Annotated in this window: 15 protein-coding genes; 5 read left to right on the forward strand and 10 right to left on the reverse strand. The window is 41.1% G+C overall.

Annotated elements, in window-relative coordinates; genetic code table 11:
* Window positions 1–151: 151 nt before the first annotated feature.
* The 3 genes from IQ276_RS28295 to IQ276_RS28305 form a co-directional block, all read right to left on the reverse strand.
* Window positions 152–1,063: a fatty acid desaturase gene (locus IQ276_RS28295; protein ID WP_193917659.1), complete on the reverse strand. Its 912-nt coding sequence runs from the start codon at window positions 1,061–1,063 to the stop codon at window positions 152–154.
* Between the two features lie 478 nt (window positions 1,064–1,541).
* The gene (locus tag IQ276_RS28300) at window positions 1,542–2,150 is read right to left on the reverse strand and encodes a TetR/AcrR family transcriptional regulator (protein ID WP_193917657.1); all 609 of its coding nucleotides are present in this window, start codon (window positions 2,148–2,150) and stop codon (window positions 1,542–1,544) included.
* Between the two features lie 228 nt (window positions 2,151–2,378).
* Window positions 2,379–2,618 (reverse strand): hypothetical protein, encoded by a 240-nt coding sequence (locus tag IQ276_RS28305; protein ID WP_193917655.1) that lies wholly within the window; start codon window positions 2,616–2,618, stop codon window positions 2,379–2,381.
* Window positions 2,619–2,850: 232 nt separating this feature from the next.
* Here IQ276_RS28305 and IQ276_RS28310 point away from each other — a divergent pair, with 232 nt between their 5' ends.
* Window positions 2,851–4,494, forward strand: coding sequence for an FUSC family protein (locus tag IQ276_RS28310; protein WP_193917653.1), 1,644 nt, complete (start codon window positions 2,851–2,853; stop codon window positions 4,492–4,494).
* A 379-nt stretch (window positions 4,495–4,873) separates the two neighbouring features.
* A complete protein-coding gene (cas6, locus tag IQ276_RS28315; RefSeq protein WP_235116047.1) occupies window positions 4,874–6,004 on the forward strand; it encodes a CRISPR-associated endoribonuclease Cas6 in 1,131 nt (376 codons plus the stop codon).
* Window positions 6,005–6,105: 101 nt separating this feature from the next.
* Here the strand turns inward: cas6 and IQ276_RS28320 are convergent, their stop codons facing one another.
* Window positions 6,106–7,428, reverse strand: coding sequence for an AAA-like domain-containing protein (locus IQ276_RS28320; protein WP_235116048.1), 1,323 nt, complete (start codon window positions 7,426–7,428; stop codon window positions 6,106–6,108).
* Between the two features lie 624 nt (window positions 7,429–8,052).
* Here IQ276_RS28320 and IQ276_RS28325 point away from each other — a divergent pair.
* Together IQ276_RS28325 and IQ276_RS28330 are read left to right on the forward strand one after the other, a co-directional pair.
* Window positions 8,053–9,636 (forward strand): mechanosensitive ion channel family protein, encoded by a 1,584-nt coding sequence (locus IQ276_RS28325; RefSeq protein WP_193920395.1) that lies wholly within the window; start codon window positions 8,053–8,055, stop codon window positions 9,634–9,636.
* Window positions 9,637–9,759: 123 nt separating this feature from the next.
* Window positions 9,760–11,412, forward strand: a complete 1,653-nt coding sequence (locus IQ276_RS28330) for a mechanosensitive ion channel family protein (protein ID WP_193920393.1) — start codon at window positions 9,760–9,762, stop codon at window positions 11,410–11,412.
* Between the two features lie 46 nt (window positions 11,413–11,458).
* On the opposite strand, the gene IQ276_RS28335 is transcribed toward IQ276_RS28330, so the two are convergent.
* Together IQ276_RS28335 and IQ276_RS28340 are read right to left on the reverse strand one after the other, a co-directional pair.
* Window positions 11,459–12,046, reverse strand: a complete 588-nt coding sequence (locus IQ276_RS28335; protein WP_193920391.1) for an rRNA large subunit pseudouridine synthase E — start codon at window positions 12,044–12,046, stop codon at window positions 11,459–11,461.
* A gap of 68 nt (window positions 12,047–12,114) precedes the next feature.
* Window positions 12,115–12,261, reverse strand: a complete 147-nt coding sequence (locus IQ276_RS28340) for a hypothetical protein (RefSeq protein WP_193920389.1) — start codon at window positions 12,259–12,261, stop codon at window positions 12,115–12,117.
* Between the two features lie 301 nt (window positions 12,262–12,562).
* On the opposite strand from IQ276_RS28340, the gene IQ276_RS28345 reads away from it, so the two are divergent.
* Window positions 12,563–14,461 (forward strand): calcium-binding protein, encoded by a 1,899-nt coding sequence (locus tag IQ276_RS28345; RefSeq protein ID WP_193920387.1) that lies wholly within the window; start codon window positions 12,563–12,565, stop codon window positions 14,459–14,461.
* A 29-nt stretch (window positions 14,462–14,490) separates the two neighbouring features.
* Here the strand turns inward: IQ276_RS28345 and IQ276_RS40380 are convergent, their stop codons facing one another.
* The 4 genes from IQ276_RS40380 to IQ276_RS28360 form a co-directional block, all read right to left on the reverse strand.
* Window positions 14,491–14,622 carry a hypothetical protein gene (locus IQ276_RS40380; RefSeq protein WP_255264356.1) on the reverse strand — a complete coding sequence of 44 codons (132 nt, stop codon included), beginning with the start codon at window positions 14,620–14,622 and terminating at the stop codon, window positions 14,491–14,493.
* A 2-nt stretch (window positions 14,623–14,624) separates the two neighbouring features.
* Complete coding sequence (locus tag IQ276_RS28350; RefSeq protein ID WP_193920385.1) at window positions 14,625–15,302, reverse strand: class I SAM-dependent methyltransferase; 678 nt, start codon at window positions 15,300–15,302, stop codon at window positions 14,625–14,627.
* A gap of 243 nt (window positions 15,303–15,545) precedes the next feature.
* Window positions 15,546–17,708, reverse strand: a complete 2,163-nt coding sequence (gene topA, locus IQ276_RS28355; protein WP_235116049.1) for a type I DNA topoisomerase — start codon at window positions 17,706–17,708, stop codon at window positions 15,546–15,548.
* A gap of 403 nt (window positions 17,709–18,111) precedes the next feature.
* Window positions 18,112–18,489: a hypothetical protein gene (locus tag IQ276_RS28360; RefSeq protein ID WP_190876457.1), complete on the reverse strand. Its 378-nt coding sequence runs from the start codon at window positions 18,487–18,489 to the stop codon at window positions 18,112–18,114.
* Window positions 18,490–18,644: the final 155 nt, after the last annotated feature.

An 18,644-nucleotide genomic window follows, 5' to 3' on the forward strand; every position in this document is an offset into this window, starting at 1 on the left:
AACCCTCCTCATAGCATTTCACCAAATACGTGATACAGATACATCGTTAGGGGCGTACAGCTGTACGCCCCTACAGTCGATTCATCTATTGCAAAGATTTTTGGAAAAATCCAAATTTAGATCCGTTCGCCCTGCCTTTGTGCGTATTTAATTATTCAGGTTTAACAACTAGGCATTTACCTCTGAGCATATCTTTGAGGATTACTAAATATTCACCGAATGAAATATACACTGTTTTTTCTGGTAGAATATTTGTTTCAGGAAATGGTCGAGTGTAAATATTAGACATGGAGTGATGTAATGAATGTTCTAGACAATGATTATGGGTAATAAAGAGAAAAAATCTTTCTAAAATACCAGAAGGTTTCAAGTTTCTGGTTTGTAAATTACGTTCTTTCAAGTCTCCTTCCACAATCAGATTTCCATGTTCTATCAGTTCACAATGATGAACCATCAAAGATCCCATCCAACAGGTAATAAAATAAGAAGTTGCAATTTGACCTGTGGTTACTCCTAATAATAAATGCGAAGTATACCCAACTCCTCCCCAAATAATAATCCGCATCCAAATAGAAATTATTAATTTTTTTAAGCAGTACTGCTGTTTGAGTTTTGGATGCTGCGATATTTGAAAATTTGCCACGATTAAAACAAATATGTTTCCCAAGCAGATTTCCAAAAAGTTATAAATAATTCGCAGTGATTTATTCTTTATATTTCCTAAAGGATGAAACTCTATATCGTCGTAAGTATTTACTTGCGAATGATGATAAGGATGTACTAGGTCAAAAGTTTGTGGATCGAGAAAAATTATCCAAGATAATATTAAGTAAAAAAATTTATTGTTGATACGTGGTAAATATTCATGCCAACATTCATGCATAAACTGTGCCAACAAACAAAGAAGATAAACTCCGGGGAAAAGCATAAACAAGAGTGAAAAAATATTTAATGAAGCATAAATATAAGGCAAAAAAAACAGATATGCCAACCAAAGCACTAAGGTAGATAGAAGCTTTACAATTTGTTTTTCTACTATTGAAATAGTAGTCATAGCTGTCATATCGAATTCCTCACAATAGTTAATTCAACAAGAATCAACACCTCATAAAATAGAAGTGTTTTCGGTTTTGACCGTTCATTAGATATTAATCAGAAAGTCGAAAAAGAAGCTATCTACATTCAACAATCATCCAAGATTATTAGACATAATACTTAATTCTTGAGTGAGAAAATATCCGGTTCAATTTTGACAATACCTCAATTTTTATAGACATAATGCTGAGAATATCTATGAAACCTTGCTCATGTCGTATTAAATACTTGTATATACCGTTAAGGACTTCCAAATAAAAAAATACTCAACCACTTCTTGTGGTATGGGCGTCTCGCCCGTAAGCAAAGGCGGGCAAGACTTCGGCGTGAGCGCTCAGTCGAACGCTGCCCATCCTACAAGATTGGATAATTTATTTGTTGGAAGTCCCTCTAAATCCCCTTTATTAAGGGAGATTTTTGAGAATGTAGATTATCCTCTCGCAAACTTAAAGGGGAGTGATGCTGATACCACGTACAAATATATCTACACAAGTTTCAATATAGTCCTCACAGCTATAGTTGCCTTGATTGAATTTTGCAGTACGACAGAGCATTCCAGCTAACAGCATTCTTGTAAACATATCCACTGCTGGAAATGGATCAACATCTGCTCTAACGATGCCTCGTCTTTGACTAGATTGCAAGTAAGCTACCAGTTTTTCCCTTAATGGCTTGGCTGCTTCTTGAATCACTTGTCTGGCTGCCTCAGGATGACGTTTGGCTTCTCCAATGAAGGTGCGAATTAAGTCTTCATGTGCCTCTAACATAGTATTGTAAAGCTCGGCATACCGTTTTAAGTCAATTCTCAAATCCTGCGTCCACGCTTGGGGATGTGCAAGAGCTTCTGTCTGGAGTGCCAAAGCATTTTCGATTACTGCTCCCAAAAGTTGTTCTTTGTTAGCAAAGTGGCGAAATAAAGTCACTTCATTCACACGAGCAACACGAGCTATTTCACGGGTAGTTGCTCCTTGAACCCCTAAACTAGCAAATACCTGCGAGGCGGCTTCGATCAAACGTCTACGAGTAAGGGCTGATGAACGGATAACTTTATTCATTTATGCTGGCAAGTACCACTGATACCTCTAGGTTATGTTGAAAAAGATAATTCATAATGCAATTACCAAAATTTACAAAATTACACCAGATTGCAACAGACGTGAGGTACAGATAATCATAGGGGCACAACATGCTGTGCCCCCACCTGTGTACTTCATTTACCTGAAATACGCTGTAAGTATCAGATTCTCAGAAAAACTCTTTCCCACTCCCCACTGACAAATTTGCTATACAAATAAAAAGAAAGCAATGAGAATCGCACTCAGAGTAATAGCGAATACAATAGCGTATTCCACTCTGCGGCTCAAAAATCCCACAGCGGCAACTAGGACGATCGCTAGCCCCATAATGCCAACGTACTGTTCTTTTTGTAAACTGCGTGCAATCAGTGGATCTTTGTTTATACCAGGTGGTGGAGTTTCTTGAATTGTTCTTGGGGATGGTAAGTCTTGTACTAAGAATTTCATAAATTTACTCCTGAAAATTCTTTGATTTTTTGAATATTTTTATGATCGCCACAGATAGAAAAAATGCGATCGCTCTATTAGTCAATATTTTTAACCATATATAGCAGAATTCAGGAGCAAAGCCAAAGACGCTGCGCGGCTTGGCGTCAGAATGGGCTGCGATGATGAAGTTCGTCCATGTAAAATGCTGTAAGAGACGATCTCTGCTTTGTCATAGTCGCTGGCTTAAATAATGTCATTTACAGATAAACGTCCTCTGGGTTGGTTGTTGCAGCAATTTCAACTCAAGCCAGGTAAGCCTGACATTTTCTCTGGATTACGTAGCCTTTTGATACTGGGCGTACCGATTGGAATTGGATTTCTTACTGGTCATGCTACTACAAGTGCGATCGCTATGCCCGCCGCAGGCATCGCCACTATGGCAGCTTGGTTTGTTGGTATGGTAAATGTTGAGGGAACTTACCGCCAGAAAGCGATCGCAATGACAGCAGCAACCATTGGGATAACTGTAGTATTCTTCATTGCAAGTCTGGTTAGCGGTAATCTCTGGTTAACTGTGCCGGCGACTTTCTTGGTAATATTTATCGCAGGCTTAGCAAGTCTCTATGGCAACGTGGCTGCATCTGTGGGCTTAGTCACTTCCATGATGTTTGTCATCGCCCTTGCTAAATTCGCTTCATTCTCTAATTTATCTACTCTTATCCAACAATCTGCCCTCTGTTTAGCTGGCGGAATCTGGACAACTGTCTTATCATCAGGGCTTTGGGTGGTGCGTCCTGATGCTCCTGTAAAGCAGGTAGTCGCTAAGTGTTATGACTCGCTGAGCAAATTTGTGGATTTGGCAAGGGAGAGAGCATTAAATCCACAGGACGAAGGAGAGTGGACACAGCGATTTTTACAAGCCCAGGATATCGTCATTCAAGATTTGACATTTGCCCGTAGCGTCTGGACAGCTATGTGGACTAGGCAAAAAGGAGCTAATCTGCGGGGAAATTACTTACTCGTGTTAATCGAGGATGTAAATCAAATTCTCAATTCTGTTGTCGCATTGAGTGAATTGTTAGCGATCGCATCCACAGACCCACTTTATTCTCAGCTACAAAGAGAAATTGAGCAAGCCATAGAACAGTTGACAATTGCTGTGCAAACCTTATCACAAGGAATTGCGAAAGAAAAAAACTTAGTTCATCTGGGAGATTTAGATCGGACAATTGAAGCACTAAAATACCAATGGCAAGTTATCCGCGCTCAACTCCTCAATCAAACTGTAAACGTCCAGATAGATGAATATGGCGAACTACTCAACCTCAAAAAGATTACAGCCATTCTGACAAACCTGGCACAGCAAATTCATATTGATGCAGAGATTGTTACAGATTTAAGACAGGGAAAACAGCGCCGGATTACCCAGCGAAATATTTCTCCTCCAACTCAGCCAGAGGATTCTGGAATTATTGACACACTGCGAAATAATTTTACTTTTGATTCAGTCCTGTTTCGTCATGCATTGCGTTTAGCACTAGTAACAACCCTTGCTGAATTACTGGCCTCGGTATTGCAATTACCAAGAGGTTACTGGATAACGCTAACAGCTTTAGTTGCACTCAAGCCCAACTTTGGTGGCACCTCTGAGACAACAGTGCAAAGAGTCATCGGTACCATTTTGGGCGGAATTATCGGCATAACTCTAGTTTTACTATTTAACAATCCATTGGCAATCGTACTTTGTTTCTTGCTGCTCGTGTTTACTGCAATGTCAGTGCGATCGCTAAGCTACAGCATATTTATCATACTGCTCACTCCCGCCATCATCGCAAAAATCGGAAAAACCTCTTTCCCCCTGCTCCCTGCTCCCTGCCCCCTGCGCTCTAAATAATAAGTCTTTTACCGAACATGATATCAGTCGTCAGAATTCAGTTGGCAATTGGAGTCCGACACTTCGAGTGAGCTTCAGTGCATCGCTGGCGGATGAATAACTGGGTTTAACACCCCACACCAAATTTTCAATTTAGGAACTTCCAAAAAATAAATTATCCCAAATTATTTTTACATTTTTCGGGTAGCACAGCTGTGCTACCCTACGTTCGCGGAGCGTCCCGCGGGGATGAGATGTTTTTTTAATTGGAAGTCCCTAAAACCCGGCTTAGTTTTAAAAAGCGGGGTTTTGCTATCATCACTTCAGATAAACTTTGCTTTTCCCCGCAAGGGGATGGAAATTGAGTAAAATATTCAACATGTTTGCATAACAATCAGCGATGGTAAGAGCAGCTACATCTACTAGGCGCAAAACCAAGCTAAAATCACCTTTTGTTCCCACATGGGCAGATGATACTGAATTGGTGGGATTGGTGTTTGACCTTGAGCCGACTACTTCCACTTCCCTCTATTCCCAATACACTATCGGTCTTCATGCTTGGTTTCTTGACCAAGTACGGCAATTCAACCCAGACCTTTCTGCATATCTCCACGATGGAGAATCAGAAAAACCGTTCAATATTTCGGCGCTGGAAGGTCAACTCCTCGCCAGTGGAAGACAACTGCAACTAGAAGCTAAGCAAATTTACCACTGGCATGTCAATGCTTTGTCTCAAAAAGTGGTAGAGTTTCTCAGCCAATGGTTAACCCAATTGCCACAAACATTGGACTTAAGAAATGCTCCTCTTGAGATTAAACAGGTGAGTATTGCTCATCCACCTACTACTTACAGACAATTGTTAGAGTTCCCCAAAGAAAAACGCTCTCAAATCAATCTCAGCTTTGTTTCGCCTACCAGCTTTCGCCGCAAAGGCCATCATTTTCCTCTCCCGGTGCCAGTTAATCTTTTTCACAGCTACCTGCGCCGCTGGAATGACTTTTCGGGAATGCCAATGGAACCAGAATCTTTTCTTGATTGGATAGACGAAGGAGTAATCATCCATCAGCACCGCTTGGAGTCAGTGAAGGTAGCAGCTGGCAAAAGAGGTTCGGTGACTGGTTTCACAGGAGCAATTTCTTGTGGTTTGAGTAAGCCCGCTTTAGCTAACTCTGAGTTTACTCAGTTATTTTATGCTTTGGCACGACTGGCACCTTACTGCGGTACGGGACACAAAACGACCTTTGGATTAGGACAAACCCGTTTAGATTGGGTGGAACCTGAGATGAACGTACCCACTCAAGTGCTGACAAATCTGTTGGGAGAACGCATTGATGAATTGACAGCGCTATTCACCGCCCAACGAAAACGCACAGGAGGCGATCGCGCTGATAAAATTGCTTCTACATGGGCAACTATCCTAGCCCGCCGGGAAATGGGAGAATCATTGCAGGTAATAGCCGAAGATTTAGAAATGCCTTACGCAACTGTAAAAACTTATGTAAAATTAGCCCGTCGAGCCTTGAGGGAGTGATGGGGAGTGTGGGGAGATGGGGAAAGAGGTAATTTTTTATTTTCCCCCTTGCCCCCCGCCCCCTGCCCCTCTGCCTCTTCCCATGCCCAATGCCCAACTTCTTATTCTGCACCGAAGTTTGCTGATTCACAGTATAAACGATACAGTTCACAGGAAAAGTTGGCGCGATCGCCCGCCAGTTTTATTAGCCCAATACTTTCTAATTTATAAGCAAGTATATATTCCAATTTTATACACTCTTGTGCAGCAATTAACTTTTTAACCGCAGCACCCAATTCTGGCTGCTCTTGAAGTGCTGTTAACAGCCGTCGTAAGTGGTCGTTATAAATTCCTGATTCAGTGGCTGCTTGTTGCAATAGCTGGTTTAAGGTCACGTTTCCCTGAGAAACGTGATACAAAGCTAGACGCACTAAATAGGGATGTCCCCCTATCATTGACATCAGTTGCTTTGCTCGTTTACCATCTCTCCAATCTAGCCCATGACGTTGTGCTAAATCCTGCACCTGTTCCATTGTCAATGGGGGTAGCTTTAGCGGTAAGCCGATATTAAACGGCGATTGGTTGAGCTTTAAAGGAACATAAATTTCTGTTGAATAAGCTACAAGCAGCCGGAGTTTTTGCCAAATTTCTGTTTGTTTGGCTTGCTCGTGCCAAGAACGCAACAAGGGCAAAAATTCTTGAGCAATTGCCGGATACTCAAACACCCGATTTACTTCGTTCAACGCCAAAACAAGTGGAAAAGTAAGATTTTCTAGCAAATATCTCTGAAAATAGTTCGTGCAGCTAACTTTGCTGCCGATTTCTTCGTCCCAATAATCATCAAGCCTGGATTGTAGCTCTAACTTACTACTGATATTTGCACAAAACCAGCGTAAAAATTTATCGAGGTTGGCAAATATTGCTGAGTCTGCTTGCTGAAAGTCTAAATTCACACTGCGGTAACCAACAGATGCAGCGTAATCAATAATTCGTAGCATGAGCGAGCTTTTCCCCATTTGGCTAGAACCTTTGATGCGAATAACACATCCTGGCTCAGTAATTTCTCTATAAGCGAGTTCCTCAATTGGGGAACGAGGGATATAAAAGCGGGAGGATAGCATTACTGGGCCACTGGGGAATTCTAAGGTAGGAGGGGTATTGCTGGTGTGTTTCTCGATTAGTTGCTGTTGTGCTTTGGTGAGGGGGCGTACCTCTAGGGTGTGACGGAAGTTGGCTTTGCTAATCGGTTCTCCAAAAATTTCACTAAGTACATGCCACAACTGGGAAGCAATTTCTCTGATACTTTGTGCCCCATAGTGGGCTTCATCTGCCATGTACCTGTAAGTTTTTCCCTCCCAGCACGAGCGCAACACTAATTCTTGCAGCGGTGTCAAAGGTTTTTTTTGGTTGACTAATAGAACTTGTAACACTTGATCGATGTTCATTTTCTGGATGTGTAGGTCGCATTTTACCTTCATTGAGATCTAGGCAACTCCGACAACCCAAAATGTAGTCAATGTTCGGCTATGTTCTGGAGTTAGCAGCAGTGTTTTTTTGAAAAAGCCTACAAAATAAGTATTGACAATTAAATTTTTATCTGAAACATTTACTATACAATAATTACAATCTTTTCAAAATTCCGTAATTTACAAAAATAAACATTTTTTTAGTTAAATTTTACACTACACTATGGTTTAATTTATATATTTACAATCCAAAATGTAGGTAATTTTTGTAATTTAAGGGATATCTTTAGGGAAATTAAACAACAATTTTTTCTTTACTAAAGTTTTGGTCTCATTAAAAAATGTTGTTAGGCTAATCATAAACTCCTAAACCTTATATATTTATTCTCCACAGAAAAAATATTATCTTAGCTAATCTGGTATTGCAGACATCCAATATTAGTAGGTGATGTCTAGGGTGATCCGGGTCTATCTACACAGATGAAATTCAGTAAAGTTGAGTTCTAATGCTAAACAGTTGACAAATTATGCTTATATGAAATAATTAACATCTATGTGTTTTGATGTTCTGTAAAATTATTTAAATTTTATTTATGCTCCAATATGAACATATTAATAATTCTTGGTGAAGTCAGCCTGATAATTTTTGTTTTTTTATTAATCAACTGGCTTGTAAACAAGGCATTCAAGCTGCTCATTAAGTCGTCTATATTTAAGAATGAGGATAGGAGCATCAAAACCCTGCGGCGGAACATCACAGGGTTGTTGTTAGTTGTTTGTTTGGTGTCGTGTGTTGGGATTATAGGTGCCAATGGTTATTTAGTTTATCGTGGCGAAAACCTTCAACAATACACACTAAACCTGATTCGCCGTATTCCATTAGAGTTTTGGAGAACTCTAGGAATTGGCGTTGCTAAAAGTATTGGCATTTTGATTTTAGCGGCGATCGCGCTGAAATTCATCAACTATTGGCTGAAAATAGCTAAGATTCGCGCCAAGAACTTACAAAGAAGTACTGCTGACGATGAAAGTATTGATGCTTTCTTCCGCGCCCTTAATCAAAGAGTCAGTGGCGGAATTTGGCTGTGGGCTGCAATTTTGTGTGCGGAGTTTCTGAAATTACCCCCTGTAGTTTCGCAATATTTGTACATCGCGCTGCGGATTTATCTAATTATTGCCGTCGGGTTGCTGATACTCAAAGCAGTGGCGGCGGTAGTTGATAGCCTAGATGCTTTGAGCATCAGATACTCTAGCCCTGATAACCTGCTGAGATTCTACGATCGCCTCAGGCACCTGATACCCTTTTTAAAGCGGTGTCTGGAATTTGTAATTTATGTCTGCATGGCGACATTGGTAATTCAGCAGGTACAGTTAATCGCCAATGTCGCAGTTTTTGGCGAGCGAATTATCAAAATCATCGCCATTATCTTCGTTAGTCGGGCGTTGTTTGAGGTCATCTACTTATTTATTGAAGAGGTGCTGTTCAAAAACCAGAATCTGACTGATATTCAAAGAAGTAGACGCCTGACCCTGGTTCCTCTGTTCCGTAGTTTTTTACAATATTTAATTTACTTCGGCGCGATCATTTCCATTCTCTACACCGTCAAAATCGATCCAACTCCCATACTTGCAGGTGCGGGTATTGTCGGCATAGCTGTGGGTTTAGGGGCACAAACACTGATTAACGATATCGTCTGCGGCTTCTTTATTCTGTTTGAAAACTACTACTTAGTGGGTGACTATATTGAAGCTGGAAAAAGTGAAGAAAGAATTGTCGAAGGTATTGTCGAGGCAATTGAACTGAGAACCACTCGTGTGAGACATCCCAATGGTCAATTACAGATTATTCAGAATGGGAATATTGGCTCAATTACTAATTACTCCAAACAATATATCTTTGCAGTAGTAGAAATTGGTGTCCCTTATGATTCCAACTTAGTTGATGTCTACAAAGTGATTGAGGAGGTGGGACAGCAGTTAAAAGCAGACTATCCAGATGTACTCGAAGGTACACAGGTGGATGGAGTGGAAAGTCTTGGTGAATCTAACTTGTTGCTGCGGACATTGACGAAAGTCAAACCAGGAAAACATCTGCAAATCCAGCGCATTCTTCGCAAGATTTTTACACATGTCCTGCTGCGGGAAGGAATTGTCATTCCCAGTCGTGTTGAAACTGCTGAAGATTAATTTACTACTCTTTTTTAACCAGATAGAATTCCGGAGTCATTCAATTTTGGATTTGAGATTTTTCCTGCAATCCCAAATCCAGCACCAAAAGTTTTACATTAGAAGATTTGAGGTAAATAGCAAATGATTTATACCCTCATTGCCCAAGCGGCAGAATCTACATCAAAAGCGCCCGTAGCACCGGCGCCACCGACTTTCCCGACGGCAGCACAAATCACTGCTTTCTTATATACATTTGGTGCATCTGTAATTGTTTGCTTTGTCATTTATATATTACTCTTCTATATACTGCGATCGTTTCTGAGGCGCACAGAAAAAGATACAGGTCTGCTAATTCTTGCGATTTCACAAATTCCGGCGATCGCAATTTTTCTGTTTTTGAGTCTCAAAATATCGCTGTTCCAATTAGGTTCAGGAGGAATCATCGATTGGATTGGCCAAGGACTCACAGCTTTGCTAATTGCTGCTTTGACTTACTTGATAAGTCTGTTATTTACCGAAGCAGCAGTTGCCTACTTGAAAGACTACGCCCGCAAAACTGAAGCTGTTTGGGATGACGTATTAATTCCACTACTGCAAAACTTTATCCCAGTAATTACATATATAATTGGCATCTCTCTGTTTTTCAGCAGCCTGGGAGTTGACTTAAGCGGAATTGGTTTAGCAATAGGTAGTATCACCGTAGTTTTGGGATTAGCAGTCAAAGATATTTTAAGCGATTTTTTCAGCGGGTTGGTCTTGTTAGTTGACACACCCTTTAAATTTGGAGATGTCATCTCCATGCCGGATGGTTCAATTGCAATTATCAAACAAATTGGTATCCGGGTAACAAAACTATATTTGATTAACGAGCATTGTGAGGTTTATGTACCGAACACATCGTTGGGAGGTCAAAATATAGTCAACCTCAGTCGTCCTACAACTCACTACGCTTATACAATTCAAGTGTCAGTCAGAGTTGATGCTGATGCAGTGGTAGCAACAAATATTTTGCAAGAAATTATCATCGGGCATCCAGATACCTTAGGTGATATCGATGAAAAACTTGGATGCTTAGACAGTTTTGCTGCATTAAGAGAAGCAGAGGGCGATAAACTTTCAAAGAAAGAAGCAGGACGGCTGCGTTTATTAGTTGAAAAAGATGTCAACAACCAACTGCAAAAACTTGAGGAGGCATTTGAAGGGTTCGTGATGGAAATTAAGCAGCTAGAAAAGGGGGGATTAAATCCAGAAGAACTCAGAAGTATCCAGAAAAACTATCTAGAAGTATTGAACATTGTTGGTCTGGCAGTCATTACAGAACGTAAAGGCAAACGACTGCGATCGCGCCTAGAAGAACAACAAACTGGAAAAGCAACTTTGATTGGCTTGATTCGTGAATGGTATCAAACTTGGTTAAAAGACCCCGATCTAGTATTTGAAGACCAAAATATTCTCCCAGATGAATGGGAGCAAAAGATTGAACTGTTGAAAATTAAACTGAATAAAATATTTCAGAAAATTTCTAATCCTGGAGTAGATGAAACTAGATTAGATGACTACTCAATAAAATTTGTTGAATGGTTACATGACAATTTTAAAGAGTCTAATACTGCCTGGAAAGAACCACAAGTTCAGCTAACTGATATCCAAGGCGCTGCGATGCAATTTTCTGTGAGGTTCTACGTTGATAATATTCAATTAGAACACTGGCGGCGTGGTAACCGCGTCCAAAATGAGGTACGTCGAGAAATGGTACGGCGGTTAAGACAAGCTTATATTTACACACTAGGATGATAAAATAGAGTCTTTGAAGCTCGCGTGACTTCTAGTCACGCGAGCTTCAATTACTGAAATTAGGCAGAGATTTCAGTTCAGATGCAGTGAGGTCGCGCCATTGACCAGGTTGTAGGTCATTTAATTGTAAGTGGGCAATGCTGACCCTCACCAATCGCAAAGTTGGAAACCCCACAGCCGCAGTCATGCGCCGTACTTGGCGGTTTTTTCCCTCTGTCAAAGTCATTTCCAGCCAAGCTGTTGCTACATTTTTGCGAAATCTAATTGGCGGGTTGCGTTCCGGTAGCTGTGGTTCTTCTGGTAACAGTCTAACTTCTGCTGGCTGAGTGCGGTAATCTTGAATTTCCACACCTGTTTGCAACCTTTTTATCGCCTCTGCATCAGGAATTCGTTCTACCTGTACCCAATAAGTGCGTTGATGAGCAAAACGCGGATGGGCGAGGCGATGTTGCAATTGTCCATCGTTGGTTAACAAAAGCAAACCTTCACTGTCCCAATCTAAGCGTCCCACAGGATAGACATCAGGCACATCAATATAATCTTTGAGAGTGCTATGTGTGGGAGTCTCTTTTGTAAACTGGCTGAGAACACCATAGGGTTTGTAAAAAATAATATATCGATAGTGATTAGGCATGGGGCATTGTAATTTATGATGTCAGTAATTCTTGGCTTGATGGTTGATAATAAGTATGGCTCAGGTTTCTAAAAGGCGATCGCCCCATAGATATATCTAGCCTTAAAAGCCTGTAGAGCAAGCTTATCAGCAGTGCGTAGGTGTAGCCATACCCAGCCCGCTATTCTCAGTAAAATCCATATTAAATCTGACTGCTGGATACCGAGTATTTTCATTTAAAAATAGATAAATATACAAGTAAGGCAAAGTAAAAAAATTATCATTCAAGTAGTGACACTCAACTTAGCAAAGATTATAGTGATTAAATTAACTTCATTTACTGTGTAATCAAACTAGTTGTTTACTGCTTGTAACCATTTTAAAAGTGTGATTACAGTAAAAAATTAGTCTTGATAAATATGCAATAAATTATACTGAAAACCCAATTTTCGGCTGATTTTTTGTGCCTGAAAACAGTAATACCGACAGGTTAATATCTCAAGTTTCCAAAACAATTGATTTAAGTAGGTAGAACTTATGGCAACTTTCAAGGGTACTAACGCTAATGATGTCCTCAACGGTACCGCGAGCGCTGACATCATCTATGGCTACGAAGGCGATGACTTCCTCAGTGGTGGAGCAGGTAACGACTTACTAGATGGTGGCACTGGTAACGATACGTTGAGAGGTGAAGGGGGTAACGATACTTACATCGTTGATAGCATTGGGGATATTGTCAGTGAAGATGATGGCTTTGGTGGCGATGCGGGTGGTATTGATACAGTTAAGTCTTCTATTACCTACTACACCTTGGGTAGCTATGTCGAAAACCTCATCTTAACCGGGACGGCAGCCATAAATGGCTATGGGAATGCACTAAATAATGTGATTACAGGCAATAGTGGCAATAATTACATCTCTGGGAAAGATGGTAATGACACCCTCTATGGTCTTCAGGGAGACGATATTCTCATTGGGGAAGCTGGAAACGACAAACTCTATGGTGGTGAGGATAATGACAACCTCTCCGGGGGAGAGGGAGATAATAGCTTATACGGCGAACTAGGTAACGATTTATTCAATATTTCTGATTCTTCTGGAAAAAACCTCTTAGATGGTGGCTCTGGGAATGATTCATTTAGTGCTGCCTACACCACTGGCAACAACACCCTTAAGGGAGGAAGTGGGTATGATTCTTTGGATATTTCTTATTCTTCTGGGAAAAATCTCTTAGACGGTGGTTCTGGAACTGATTCATTTTATGGTGGCAAAAGCACTGGCAACAACACCTTCAAGGGAGGAACTGGGAATGATTCTTTCTATGCTTTTTATTCTTCTGGGAATAACCTTTTTGACGGTGGCTCTGAGAATGATTCATTTAGTGCTGACAACACCACTGGCAATAACACCCTTACAGGAGGAACTGGGGATGATTATTTCGATATTTCTTATTCTTCTGGGAAAAACCTCTTAGACGGTGGCTCTGGGAATGATTCATTTAATGCTGCCTACACCACTGGCAACAACACCCTCAAGGGAGGAATTGGGAATGATAATTTCAATGTTTATTCTTCTTTTGGGAATAACCTTTTTGACGGCGGCTCTGAGAACGATTCACTTTCTGCTCAGTACAGCACTGGCAACAACACTCTCAAGGGAGGAATTGGGGGTGATCATTTCAATATTTCTTCTTCTTCTGGGAAAAACTTTTTAGACGGCGGCTCTGACAACGATGCATTTTTTGCTAGCTATACCACTGGCAACAATACCCTCAATGGAGGAAATGACGATGACTCCTTCTATTTGGAAGCCCCATTTGCTGCTCCCTCTTCCTTAGTGACTCAAACTGTAGATGGGGGTACAGATGACGATTATTTGTCCGTCGATTACTCCCTTGCTAGTACGGCAATCACCTCGACCTTTAATCCAATCACTAAACAAGGTTTGATTACGGCTGGTAACAATCAGGTTAGCTATAAGAATGTTGAACGATTATATATTCATGGCACAGTCTATGATGACAATATTGTGGGGGGTAATAACAACGATGAGCTACACGGGGATGATGGCAACGATTTCCTAATTGGAGGGAAAGGCAATGATTATTTGTATGGGTCTGGTGGCACTGATACCTTTGGCTTTAATACATACAATCAAGGCGTTGATTATCTTCAGGACTTCGACGCGAGTGTTGAGCATATTCACGTATCATCTGCTGGTTTTGGCGGTGGGTTAGTAGTAGGTGGACTTTTGGCTAGTCAGTTTACCATCGGTTCAGGCGCGACAACAAACGCTCAGCGATTTATCTACGACAACACTATAGGTCAACTATTCTTTGACCAAGATGGTAGCGGTGATGTCTTTACTCAAGTACAATTCGCGCAATTAATCAGTGGACTCTCACTAACTGAAACCAATTTCGTTATTGTTGCCTAATTGTAATACCAAATCTCGGCATTGCAGATTTACAGCGATCGCATCACATAAACTATCTTCAAAGTGCGATCGCTCCGACACCAGGAAATGCGATCAATTATTGTAGAGACGCGATTTATCGCGTCTGCGGATTTATCGCGTCTAAAAAACTTTTGCAACAAATCTATTGTCGTTCAAAGACGAATAAAATTGAGACTGGTTTTTTAGTCTTTGGGTGACAGGGTTCGATTAATTTCAACAAACGATAATTTTTCAGATGAAACTCACGAATCCATGATTCAATTGTTCTAAAGTACCAGGGAGCAGGATGAAACGACTCTAATCCGATTCCTTGCCAAGAAGTCTCCCGCCAACCATCAGAGTATGGAAAATCACCGCAAGCCATCAGAGGATGAAGTGTTTGAACGATTATTTTTCCCTTATCCGGTAACAAACTTTTACCTGCCTGGGCTATCTCGCCAATAGCGCTTTCCCCAAGCAGTGAAAAATTGCAGATGAAGCAGTCAAACTCGTTAATGCTGCCAAATTTCTGCGACGGAAGATCCGAGTAGGAAGACACAACAAAGCGGATATCGCCAAGGCACCGCGCTGATTCAACAAGCTCGGCAATGCCATCAACTCCCCAGCCATCAAACCCGCGACAGAACAGTTCACGGCATAACCAACCTTCCCCACACCCGATGTCTAAAAAAGTTCGCGGTTCAAGTTCAACTACGGCTTCTACAATCGCTGTGTCTGTGACTAAAGCACGGCTTTCAAGAAGTTGGTCACCAACTACACGCGTCCACGGTTTGGCATTCACTGCCCATGAATCGAGAATTTGTTGTTCGTTTTTGTCCATAGTTCATAGCATTTTGGATTTTAGATTTTAGATTTTGGATTGGGAATAATATAGCAAAAGCCTTGGTGGTTAGGACATTAACAGATGATAAAATCTAGACACAAAAAGATTTTTCACCCAGTCCCCAGTCCCCAGTCCCCAGTCCCCAGTCCCTTGCTATATTGGTGAATGTAGGTTTAGTGAATCCATGTGTCGCAATCATTTTTCAAATTCATATGAATTGATACAATAAAAACCTACAAGTTAATTTAATTCACCAAATTTAGGACTCCACCAGCCTTTTTGTGTAGAAAAATAAGCCACTTCCTGATGTTTCTTGTCCTGACGTGATTGGGGGTTAGAACACCGTAACATTGTTTTGTTTTGTCCTTCCTTAATGTAGCTATATTCTTCTAATGGTTTTTTACATACTGGGCAAGAGTATGAAGTTAGCTTAGCTTGAGGTTTTGGAATACTTTCATCCTTGGGTACTTTGTTTCGAGGTTGTTCCCAAGTTTTATTAAAGTCACTCCAAAAAAGGACGATGTTTTCACAACCGCTAACACATTTGAGAAAGTATTTCTTTTTGACTTTGCTGCTGGGAATTTTAGCGAGAAAATTTTTGCATTCAGGGCAGCGAGTTTTGGAAGTTTCATATTTGCGTTCTCGCCCTGGTGAAGCTTTGTTTCCAGATGTAGGACTCACGGCTACAGTTTTGGCTTTGGCTAAAGCTGGGGCAAAGTATTCTTGATTCCAAGTGCTTAAATATTGTTGCCAGCCTTGTTTGCCAACTGCGATCGCATCTAGAGCATCCTCCATCTTAGCTGTAAACTCTGCCTCTAGTAAATCCGGTAAGGCTTTCTGTAAGAATGCGTCAACTTCTAACCCCAAAGCCGTTGGTTGCAAATGATCCTTTGTCAACTGCACATAATCCCGCTTCTTCAAGGTGGCGACGGTGGGAGCGTAGGTACTGGGGCGACCGATACCTTTGCGTTCCATTAGTTGCACTAGTTTCGGTTCACTGTATCGAGGCGGGGGTTGTGTCTGTTTCTTCTCATGCTGTGCATTTTTTAAGGTGAGTATCTGTCCTTGTTGCAACTGCGGTATAACTGTATCTTTACTGAGATTATTCCAGTACCGGGCATAACCGTAAAACTCAACTACCTGTCCATGACAAAGCCATAGCAGATTTCCAGATTGAGTGATTACTTGAGTTTTCCGGAGTTGGGCTGCACGACATTGAGAAGCGATCGCCCGTTTCCAAATCATCACATACAGGTTAAAATCATCACCTGGCAGCTCTTCTCGTAACTGGGCTGAAGGACGAAAGACATCTGTTGGGCGGATAGCTTCATGTGCTTCCTGAGCCAATTTAGCACTGCGATGTTTGGCTAAGGACTGGGGTACATTCTGCGGGTCATTTTGCTCTAACCACTGACGCGCACTAGCACAAAATTCGGGACTTAACATCACCGAATCTGTTCGCATATATGTAATTAACCCAGCCTCATAAAGCTTTTGGGCAACTTGCATGGTTTTGTCTGGAGAAAACCTCAGCTTGGAACCGGCTGCTTGTTGGAGGGTGGAGGTGGTGAATGGAGGAGGTGGTTGACGCTGAACTATTTTCCCTTCAACCTTTATCACCTGATGAGGATGGCGACGTGCTTCTTCAACTAACCTATTTGCTTCTGCTTCAGATAGAACACGCTTGCTTTCTGGTACCTGCGTAGTATTTACTGCGGCATCATCATCAGTTTCAGTTTTTTGTTCTGGTGTTTCTGAGTCAGAATTCGCCGTTCCTTTGTAGAAAGCCCGAAATCCTTCGGCGTAATCTACCCAAACACTCCAGTAGTCTTGGGGTACAAATATTTGAATTTCTTTTTCGCGCTGACAAATCAAGTGTAATGTGGCGCTTTGAACTCGACCGACACTTTTTGCTCCATTGTTTAGTGCCCAAACCAGGGGACTTCCCTTGTAGCCGACTAGTTTATCGAGACAATCGCGGCATTGTCCCGCACCTACCAAGTTTAAATCTAGTTTTCTGGGTTTGGCGATCGCTTCTCGAACTGCTGATGCTGTAATTTCTGTATAAATTACTCGTTTTGGTTCTTTTAATCCCAGTACTTCTTTGATATGCCAAGCGATTGTTTCTCCCTCTCGGTCTGGGTCGGTTGCAATGACAACTTCATCAACCTGTTTGACTGCGGCTTTTAATTGCTGAATGGTTTCCTTGGCTCGTTGGTCGCGGGGAATATAATTGCATTTGATCCGACTGCCATCCATGCTAAAGCCCAACGAGTCTTCACCTTCATCACTGAGTTCGCGGATATGGCCACAGCTAGCACGAACAATCCATTCTGAACCCAGGATTTGACTGAGTTTTTTGACTTTTCCGGGAGATTCTACCACAAGGAGGCGTTTGGGCATAGCACCTGCGCTGAATAGTGCTTTATATTGGACTGGCGATCGCACTAAGCAATTACCTATCTTAGTATAAAGGTACTATAATACTTAGCTCTTTTAAGAATTTTTACACTCAACTTGGCAGTCAATATAATTCGTAATTGATAATTCGTAATTCGTAGTTACAATCAGTGGAGGCTTGAACCCACCACTGAATTGTTGCACCACCAAATCAAAGATTTGCTGGGGGCTTGTACCCATTTAATTACGAATTACGAATTACGAATTACGAATTAGTAATTATTTGGTCAATCTTTTACCTATGAATAGGCTTTTTTATAATACCAATTTGAAAAATAATTGCGATAAATAGATTCACCAAGGCTACTCGCAAGGCAAAATTTAAATATTTGAGTATCTACCATCATCAATCAGCAGCAGCATAATCAGGCAATGCTATCAGTTCCGAACTCACAGCATTGAGATAGTTTTGATCGTCCAAAATTTGTGGTTGTAATTTCTTTGCATTTATGGCAGCTATGACCAAATCTTTTGCAATAATATTACTACTTAGAGTTTTAAATACTAGCGTTCCTCCGCTGGGAATACCATGTTGCAAAAGACCGCCTTGGTAAGCATAAGCAACTAGATCGAAAGGTTCAATGTGACTAATACTACTCAAGTTGCCGGGTAAGATTATTGCTTGATTAGTATTAGTTGCAACTGTTTGCGCGGCACTAATTGCAGGCATCAGAGTAATTGAAGCAACAAGCAGTAAAGAATCTAGCAAAATAGAGAATTTCATAGGGTAATCCTGAATTGAAGTAAAGAGTTATTAGTTTTAGTAAGTTTTAGTAGTTTAAAAATAGAAAGGGGAGAATTAGGGGAGAAACAAAAATCAACAGTGGCGATGCCTGGGTTTGTCTACGCCTACGCACTTCATAAAAAATGTATCAATGC

The sequence above is a fragment of the Desmonostoc muscorum LEGE 12446 genome, from assembly GCF_015207005.2.
Taxonomy (GTDB): domain Bacteria; phylum Cyanobacteriota; class Cyanobacteriia; order Cyanobacteriales; family Nostocaceae; genus Nostoc; species Nostoc muscorum.